Annotated in this window: 7 protein-coding genes; all 7 read left to right on the top strand. The window is 58.9% G+C overall.

Features of this window, described 5'->3' with window-relative positions:
- The coding region (locus ACE039_RS10390) for a phage tail assembly chaperone (protein WP_485822327.1) at positions 1 to 198 on the top strand (198 nt) is incomplete at its 5' end.
- A complete protein-coding gene (locus ACE039_RS10385; protein ID WP_485822326.1) occupies positions 198 to 521 on the top strand; it encodes a phage tail assembly protein T in 324 nt (107 codons plus the stop codon). The genes ACE039_RS10390 and ACE039_RS10385, both read left to right, overlap by 1 nt.
- A 25-nt stretch (positions 522 to 546) precedes the next feature.
- The gene (locus ACE039_RS10380) at positions 547 to 4,107 is read left to right on the top strand and encodes a tape measure protein (RefSeq protein WP_485822325.1); all 3,561 of its coding nucleotides are present in this window, start codon (positions 547 to 549) and stop codon (positions 4,105 to 4,107) included.
- Complete coding sequence (locus ACE039_RS10375; protein ID WP_485822324.1) at positions 4,104 to 4,598, top strand: hypothetical protein; 495 nt, start codon at positions 4,104 to 4,106, stop codon at positions 4,596 to 4,598. Before ACE039_RS10380 ends, ACE039_RS10375 begins: the two co-directional genes overlap by 4 nt.
- Complete coding sequence (locus tag ACE039_RS10370) at positions 4,588 to 5,103, top strand: DUF1833 family protein (RefSeq protein WP_485822323.1); 516 nt, start codon at positions 4,588 to 4,590, stop codon at positions 5,101 to 5,103. The genes ACE039_RS10375 and ACE039_RS10370 overlap by 11 nt, the downstream gene beginning before the upstream one ends.
- On the top strand, positions 5,100 to 5,444 hold the full coding sequence (locus ACE039_RS10365) for a hypothetical protein (protein WP_485822322.1): 345 nt from the start codon (positions 5,100 to 5,102) through the stop codon (positions 5,442 to 5,444). Before ACE039_RS10370 ends, ACE039_RS10365 begins: the two co-directional genes overlap by 4 nt.
- Positions 5,441 to 8,329 carry a host specificity factor TipJ family phage tail protein gene (locus tag ACE039_RS10360; protein ID WP_485822321.1) on the top strand — a complete coding sequence of 963 codons (2,889 nt, stop codon included), beginning with the start codon at positions 5,441 to 5,443 and terminating at the stop codon, positions 8,327 to 8,329. The genes ACE039_RS10365 and ACE039_RS10360 overlap by 4 nt, the downstream gene beginning before the upstream one ends.
- Positions 8,330 to 8,352: the final 23 nt, after the last annotated feature.

Raw genomic sequence — 8,352 nt, 5'->3', positions numbered from 1 at the left:
CGGACCCTTTTCGAGCAAAACGCCGACGGTGCGGTCGTCCGAGTTTTCTCCGACGCTGACGTTGGGCAGGTCGCGGCAGCGTACGGCCCCGTCCATGCTCGTCTGGTCGCTAAGGCAATCGAACTGGGCAACCTCGGACAGGGGGCCGCCGACGCCGCAAAAAAGCCCTCCGGGAGACGCCGGACCTCCGTTTCCTGATGCGTTTGGCGCTTCGTCTTGGCAAGACCCTGGGCGAAGTGATGGAGGGCATGGACACCTACGAATTGTCCTTGTGGCGTGAGTTCGACCGCTTGTCTCCCATCGGAGACGAGCGAGGCGACTTGCTTAGCGCAACCCTGGCGGCCACGGTGGCCCAGTCGGTAGGTGCGAAGGTCAAAACCGCCGACATGCTAATTCGCTGGGGCGCAACTCCTGTGGATGAAGAGCAAAAGGCCGCACAGGCCGGGGAAAGCGCTTTGCGGTCCTTCCTGTTGTCGAAGGTCAAGAAGAAGTCTTCCAGCAGCAACCCGGCCCGCAAATAGGAGGCCATTTTCATTCTGGTATTCCATGGCAAAGAAACTACGTGAAATCGTCGTCGCTGTTACGGCGGACACGGCCGCCTATCAGCGCGAGATGAACCGTGTTTCGCGCATGGGCGGAGGTTATTTCAAGACCATTGAGCAAGGTGCGAAGCGCGCCGATGCCGCCTACCAGCGCAACGCGGCGGCGATTCGCTTGCAGGTGTCGGCGGTAGACGATGCGACCCAGGCCGTAGCGAACTATGCACGAGCAGCGGCGGCGGTGTTTTCGACCGCCAAGTTGGTGCAGTACGCCGACAGCTGGACGAACCTGAATAACCGGCTCCGGCTGGTGACGGATGGAACGCAGGAGTTTCAAGCCGCCCAGGCCGCAGTTCTCAATATTGCCAAGGACGCGCGGTCGCCGCTGAGGTCCACTGCCGAGCTATACCAGCGTATTGCGACGAATCAAGACGCCTTAGGCCTGAGCGGTCAGGGCGTGGCGTCGGTTGTCGGAACGATCAGTAAGACGCTGGCGATCTCAGGCGCGTCAGCCGCGAGCGCCGACGCTGCTTTGATCCAATTGGGTCAGGCATTCGCTTCTGGCACGCTGCGCGGTGAAGAACTGAATTCAGTGATGGAGCAGGCGCCAGCATTGGCAAACGCCATCGCCGCAGGATTGGGCGTCACCATCGGCGAACTGCGCGCGCTCGGAGCCGCCGGCGAACTATCCGCACAAAAGGTCATCGGTGCGCTGCAAAAGATGGCCGGCAGCGTCGATACTCAGTTTTCAAAAATGCAGGCCACCGTAGGGCAGTCGTTCACGGTGCTGGAAAACTCGGTTATCGCCTGGATTGGGCGCGCCGATGAGGCATCCGGAGCCAGCAAGGCCCTAGCAGAGGGGATCATCGCACTCTCCAACAATCTGGATGGTGTTGCCTTCGTTGCTGGTGCTGCTGCCGTAGGGGCGTTCAGCGGGAAGCTGCTGGATGTGGCGAGGTCAACGATGTCGGCGACCGCCCAATGGAGGGATGCACGCGCAGAACTGGTGGGACAAGCTCGCGCAGTTGCGACGGTCACGGCAGCCCAGGCGGAGCATGCACGGATGCAATTGGAAGTTGCCCGCGCAAGCGTTGCGGCTTCTTCCGGGATGCAGCGCCTTTCCATCGTCCAACGCGAGCTAATACCTGCGCAACGTGCCTTTGAGGCAGCGACAAACGCCGCGGCATTGGCCCAAACCCGGCTGAACTCGGTGGCAAGCCTTAGCGCTGCGGCCGGCCGAAGCCTGCTTGCTGCGCTTGGCGGCCCTGCTGGCCTGGCGATCACGGTGGCATCCGTGGCGGCTGGCTGGCTGTTGTTCCGGGATAACACGGACGACGCGGCCCGCGCGATTAGCAACATGAAGGGGCCGCTTGATGAGGTCATCGGCAAGTACCGCGAACTGAACGCCCAGCAGCGCGACCAGGCGCGTCGAGAGGTGCAGTCGAAGCTTGGCGGCGCGCAAGGCGATATGCAGACGCAGTTGGCGCGGCTATCTGGCGTAGCAGTTAGCGCTGCGACGCAATCATCGCTGGGCGCGCTTGAGACATTCCGCGCAGCTGTGGCGGCCATCAACGCGGACACCTCCCTCACAGCACAGGAGGCGAGCCGCCAGATTCAAGTGCAAATCGAGGCGTATGTGCGGGCAACGCCTGTCGGCGCCGCATACCGTGACACGCTGGTCGATATCGCGGCCGGATACAGCCAGAGCCGGACCGATGCGGAGCGCTACACCGGCCAATTGAAGGCGATGAACGGCGCTCAGCAAGACGCGGCCGGCAGCGCAACCGCGCTGGGGACTGGCCTTAGCGCGATCAGCGCCGGCATGGGCACGGCGGACTGGACGAAGTACCTCAAGAACCTGGAATCCGCCCGCGACCTGATTGGCATGTCGGCGGAGCAGGCAGAGGAATACAAGGCGCGTGCCCAGGGGGCGAGTGATGCCCAGGCGGCCCTGGCCGGCACATTGGCCCAGCAGGCCGACACGGCCGAGACGCTGAAGAAGGCCACCGCAGACAAGGACGAGAAGGCGATAAAGGGTGCGAAAGACACCCTTGAGCAGCTGGTAAAGGTCGAGGCACAGCAGCGGGCAATCATTGCGGCCGCCGGCGAGGCGTCGCGTTTGCAGGCCCAGCTTGCGAAAGGTGGCATCACGCCCGAAGGCTTCAATCAGATGGTGGGGGCTGTGTACACGAAGGTGTACGACCAGGCGCTGGCCGATGGAACGTCGCGCAATGCTGGGCAGGTTGAGGGCATCGGCTCCAACACGAAGCCCAGCCGATCAGCTCAGAAGTCGGGCGACGACTGGTCGAAGTGGATGAAGGAGCGCCAGGCCGAGATTGCCGCCCAGTTGCAGCTTGCAGACGCCTACACAAAGGGCGGCGATGCCGTGGCGCGGGCCACCTTGGCGAAGGAGGTCGAGGACCAGGTATTAAAGGTCGGCGCGTCCCACCGCGGCGAAGTAGTGCGGCTTTTGGGACTGGAGGCCGATGCTAGGGCAAAGGCGGATGCGTCCAAACAGATCGCCGATATGGGCAAGGAAATCGCGCTCATTGACGCCAAGACCGAAGCGGAGCGCATGCTGTGGGAAACCCAGAACGGTGCCTACTCCGCCCTGAACGCGAACATTAGGAAGGCCCTGGTTGCTCGTGCCGAAGAACTGGACCTTGTTCGAAAGGTCTCTTCGCGCAAGAACTACATCGGCGAAGTCTCGGGGCGGGCTGATGCCGATGTGACCCTAGAAAAAATGGGTTGGCTGTCGGATGCCTTCCAGAAGGGCGAAATCAACGTCAAGCAATACAACAAGGCGCTGGATGCCCTGACGGGGAAGGGCAAGGACGACCTAAGCGAGTTTGCCATTCAAGGCGCGCGAAATATCCAGTCGTATCTTGGCGACGCGCTTTACCAGGCCAGCACGGGCAAGTTCGAAGGGATCGGCCAAGCCTTTTCGGACATGCTTGCCAGGATGTCCAGCGAAGCCGCAGCCGCCCAACTTGCAAAGGCGCTTTTCGGAGATTTCGGAAAGAGCAACGAGATTGGCGGGATCTTTGGGACGGTCTTTTCGGCCATTGGAAAATCGTTCGGCGGCTCGTCCATCGGCGGCACCGACAGCACCACGCCAGGTAGCTACGAACTCTTCATGGGCAAGTCTGCGAAGGGCAACGTGTTCGACGCGGGAAACATGACTCCGTTCAAGCACGGGGGCGCGTTCACCAATGGCATTGTGAGCGCCCCTGTGGCGTTTCCAATGGGGTTGATGGGTGAGGCAGGGGAAGAGGCGATTATCCCGTTGCAGCGCTCGTCAGACGGCTCCTTGGGCGTTCGCGCCCAATTGCCTAAGCAACTCGACCAAAAAGACATCGCGCCAAGAACGCCGAACGTCAATGTGGTGAACAACGTAGGCGAGTACGCAATGGCAGAAGCGCGTATGAGCGATGGCGAACTTTTGGTCGAGATCGATCGGCGGATCGCAAGCCAGACACCACGCATCCTTGATTCTCAGCTGAGCAATCCTTCGTCGCGTGGTTCGCGTTCGATGAGTAAGAACTTCAAGGCAGAGCGCAGACGATGAAATATAAATTCTTGCCATATCGGCCGCTGCAAGCCGGATATTCCGTCGATTTTGGTGATGGGACTGAGAGCATTTCTCTGGAAGGCGGATCTGGTCGCTATCGGGTTGGGATCCAGGGGAATGCAAATATCGTCCCTGCGTCTTTTGGGTTGCAGGCCGAAGACTACAGCGCATTCATGGGATTTTGGCGCGCCCGAAAGCGAGATGCCCAGCCGTTCGAAATTGACTTGCAAATCGATGAGCATGAGCTGAAGCGGTACGTGGCTCATTTTGTGCCCAAGAGCTTGCGCCTAGTGTCGGTGTCGGGCGATGTGTTCACGGTTGCGGTCAAGTTGGAGGTCGACACACTGCCCGAGTACGACCAAGAGACACTCGATTATTGGGCCTCGCTCGTGATGTTTCTTTCGATATACGGCAGTGTCGCGGCCGCACGAGAAATCATGAACTTGCTTGCCAAGTTGGCGAATCAGGATCTACCCCATGCCGAATGAAAACGATCCATGGATTGACTTCTTTTTTGGTGCTCCGCTTCGAACCGCCGAAGTGCGGACAATCGAGATATCGCAACCGAGTTTTTCGCAGGTATGGCGTCTACAGGCTCATTACCGAGAGGGGTTCTGGGCGCGTCTGGAGTCGGGAGAGATGGTCTTCTTCCAATATGTGCCGCTGCTGCTGAAGCCCCTTGAAGATGTGGGCACCCTGGACTTTGGAATGTCGGTCACGGTCGGCGATCTTGGGGAAATTCTTCCGGATGAGATCCAGCGGGCTCGGGTGGCGGGCACGTTGCGTACGTCCCCGCCCACCGTCGTCTACCGGTCTTACCGATCGGACAATTTCGGGGCTCCGATGTTTGGACCTCTCACGCTACAAGCGAGGACCGTTACGCGGTCGGTGGAGGGGGCTCAGTTCGATGCCACAGCGCCCCAATTGAACACGAGCAAGACTGGGATGCTGTATCGGACGGACTTGTTTCCAATGCTTCGGGGGTTCTTGTGAGCATCGATTTCTTGCTTGATCGAGAGTACGACCGGAAATCGTATAACTGCCTGCATTTTGCGGCCGAAGCTTGGGAATACTTGACCGGCGATGCCCGCCTTAAGCAGGTCAAAGAGCATGATTTCCGCGTTGGAAAAATGGTCCAAATGTTCCGTGGGATGCGGCGTCAGCCTAGCCCTACTGAGGCGCCGTCTCTTGTTCTGATGGATGCCCCGGACGGTGAGTTGCATATCGGAGTGTGCTTCCGACGTAGGCTGCTGCACATCAATGAAGATGGCGCGCAGTTCTTCCTTGTTGAAGCAATGACCGCCATGTACAGAAATATGAGGTTCTATCTGTGATTATTGTCCATCTGCGTCGGGCGCCTGACCGGCCTAAGGAGATTCATCGCGTCCATAACCTCTTGTCGTTCCTAAAGAAGGCGGTGGGGCCGCGATTTCCGCCGGGAGGCCGGATCACCGAGTTGATTTCGGGTAAGGACGTGACTCCACGGAGTCCCAACGCGATCAAGGAGTTACGTGATCTGAGCGGCCCGCTTGTCGTCGAACTGGCACCATGTGGGCCAGAGACGTGGACTGCCCTGGCGGTGTCGCTTGCCGTTTCGACGGCTTCTATGATTCTGGCGACGATATTTGCGCCGACGCCTCCCAGCGCAACTGCCCGAAACGTGCAGCAGGAGTCACCGAATAACGGCTTGTCGGAGCGGACGAATCGCGCGAGAGTGAACGGCCGAACACCTGATATTTATGGTACGGCTCGCTCGACAGCCGATCTCTTGGCCCAGCCCTATAAGAGGTTCGAGAATCACGTCGAAAAAGAAATTGCGTACATGTGTATTGGGCGGGGCTCCTACGAGATTCACGATGCGCGAGACGACACGACGTTGATAGGGCAGATCCCCGGCGCGTCGGTCGAGGTGTATGGGCCATATACATCTCCGAATAGCGGTCACGAGCCGCAATTGCGTATCGGCAACGCTATCAATCAACGAGTCCTCGCGACTAAGCGTGTGAACAGCGTGAACGGCCAGACGTTACATCCGCAGGACTATGGCAGCGTGATCCGACGCGGTATGGTCTTCCGTTCGCCCAATGAGATTGTGTCTCAAGATGCTGATCTTGATTTTACCGAGCTGTTCATCCCCGGGGACGTGATCACTGTGCGGAACGCCGCGCAGACGCAAGGTACGTTCTCGTACAGCCCGCCGGATGGCGCGATATTCCGAACGGACGGAACTTTGCGTCCAGAATGGGGAGAGGTGTCATTCGATGGAAACCATTCGGCCGATTGGTCCGTTGGGCAAATTGTCACGCTCTCCAATGGTGCTGTTTCTTGGACCGATCATACGGGCGGTGATGGTGATTTCGATTACACCGCCACAGGCAATGTGACTGGCATCTACGGAATACTCGGCGTCAGTTTTAGCGGTGGCGCGACCACGTTGCGCCTCGACACAACGCAGAATTCGGCAGCTTGGCGTGGCTTTCGCAGTGCCCCGAATGCCGTTTCAGGCACCCCAATCTTTACCCGGCCTTCTGACCTTGTGCAGTTTGATCTGTCGGGGCAGTACACGGTTAACACGGTCGCCAGTTCGTTGCTTACGCTTGACAATCCAGCCGGTGTCAACGCCGCCTGGACTGTGATGCAGACCCAGTACGGCGGCCAATCGGGCATCCTTAATCCGACGATCAGCACGAACGGCGAGCGTTGGATAGGATGGTTCACGGTGGAGAGCGTCGATCCCATAACGCGGGTGATTGCCAACAATGTTTCGTTGGGAGGAATGTATAAGGACAACGGTCGCCAGCAGTACCGCACGGATGTGACCTATCGCCTGGAAGCACAACGGGTCGACGAAAACCACACGCCTTATGGCGAGGTGCTGGCATTCGAACGCGTAATCAAGGGTTCGGCGGTGACACGTTCAGTCCGAGCGGATACGCTCGATGCGGCGTTGACGGGGGCGCCCAGTCGGCTTTGGCGCTTTCGTGAGCGGCGCCTCACGACGACGGTTATCGACTTTGACGGCACCGTTGTGGATGAAGTGCAGTGGCGCGACCTATATGTCTGTTCGGACGTTTCCGAAGCGCATTTCGGCGACATTACAACGGTCCAGTCGGTCACGTATGCAACGGACGGTGCGTTGGCTGTGAAGGAACGCAAGCTAAATTTGCTGGTGACGCGCAAACTTCCACGGCGTATTTCTGGATCGACTTTTTCGGCAGAGCTTTATCCGACGAATGACGTGGCGGACATCATCTCAGCCATTAGCCTGGATAGGCTGATTGGAAACCGGTTAGCCGCTGAAATTGATTTCGATAACATTTACCGTACTGCTCAGGAGATCCGAGACTACTTCGGCGTAGACGTTGCCCAGTTCAACTACACGATCGACAGCGACAACCTCACATTTGAGGAAACGCTCGACATGATCGCCCAGGCGGTGTTTTGCCGGCCGTATCGTCGCGGCAGCGTCATTCGGCTTTTCTTCGAGAGGGAAGGCGAGGATTCGACGATCCTTTTCAGCCATCGAAACAAGCTGCCGGGTTCGGAGCGGCGGACTGAGGGCAGCACGGCCGAATACGATGGAGTTGAGTATCAGTGGATTCGCCCTGAGGATGACTCTACGGTCACGTTGTATTTGCCCAAGGATCGATCTGCGGTGAATCCGAAGCGTATCGAGTCTATCGGTGTTCGCATCGAGGCACAGGCGCACGTACACGCGCATAGGGCGTGGAACAAGCTGCAATATCAGGATATCGCCACGGAATTCGATGCGCTGCCCGAGGCCAACTTGTTGGCCGTGACGGAGCGCATCCGGAATGCGGACAATACGCGCGGGCGAAGCAGTGACGGCGAAATCGTGGATGTTGCGGACGATGATGGCCGGCTTGTCGGGCTTTCGCAATCGTTTGAATGGGTACCCGGCCAGGCTTATCGCATCTTCTTGCAGAACAGTGATGCAACCGTAGAGTCCATGAAGGTTCAGTCTGGGGGCGGCCCGCGATTGGCACTGCTTGAGCGAGTGCCGCGCACGCCCATCATCTTGCGGGGGGAGGGCTACAACCCCACCGGCTACATCATTGGACCGGGAGACAGCCCGCATGAGGCAATGGCGTTTCTTGTTGATGAGAAGGGCAGACCGAACGATGACGGAACTATCCCCCTGAAGGCGATTAACTACGACCGCCGGTACTACAAGAACGACCACGACTACCGCGCATAAAGCGACTTTCACCAACAGCACCA

The organism is Achromobacter maghribensis, from assembly GCF_057334215.1.
The sequence above is the reverse complement of the archived record's forward strand: the minus strand, read 5'-3'. Positions and strand labels throughout refer to the sequence as shown.

Bases quoted from the DNA above. Each gene is read 5' to 3' on its own strand.
- ACE039_RS10375 (WP_485822324.1), top strand. From the start codon at position 4,104: ATGAAATATAAATTCTTGCCATATCGGCCGCTGCAAGCCGGATATTCC.
- ACE039_RS10370 (WP_485822323.1), top strand. From the start codon at position 4,588: ATGCCGAATGAAAACGATCCATGGATTGACTTCTTTTTTGGTGCTCCG.
- ACE039_RS10385 (WP_485822326.1), top strand. From the start codon at position 198: ATGCGTTTGGCGCTTCGTCTTGGCAAGACCCTGGGCGAAGTGATGGAG.
- ACE039_RS10380 (WP_485822325.1), top strand. From the start codon at position 547: ATGGCAAAGAAACTACGTGAAATCGTCGTCGCTGTTACGGCGGACACG.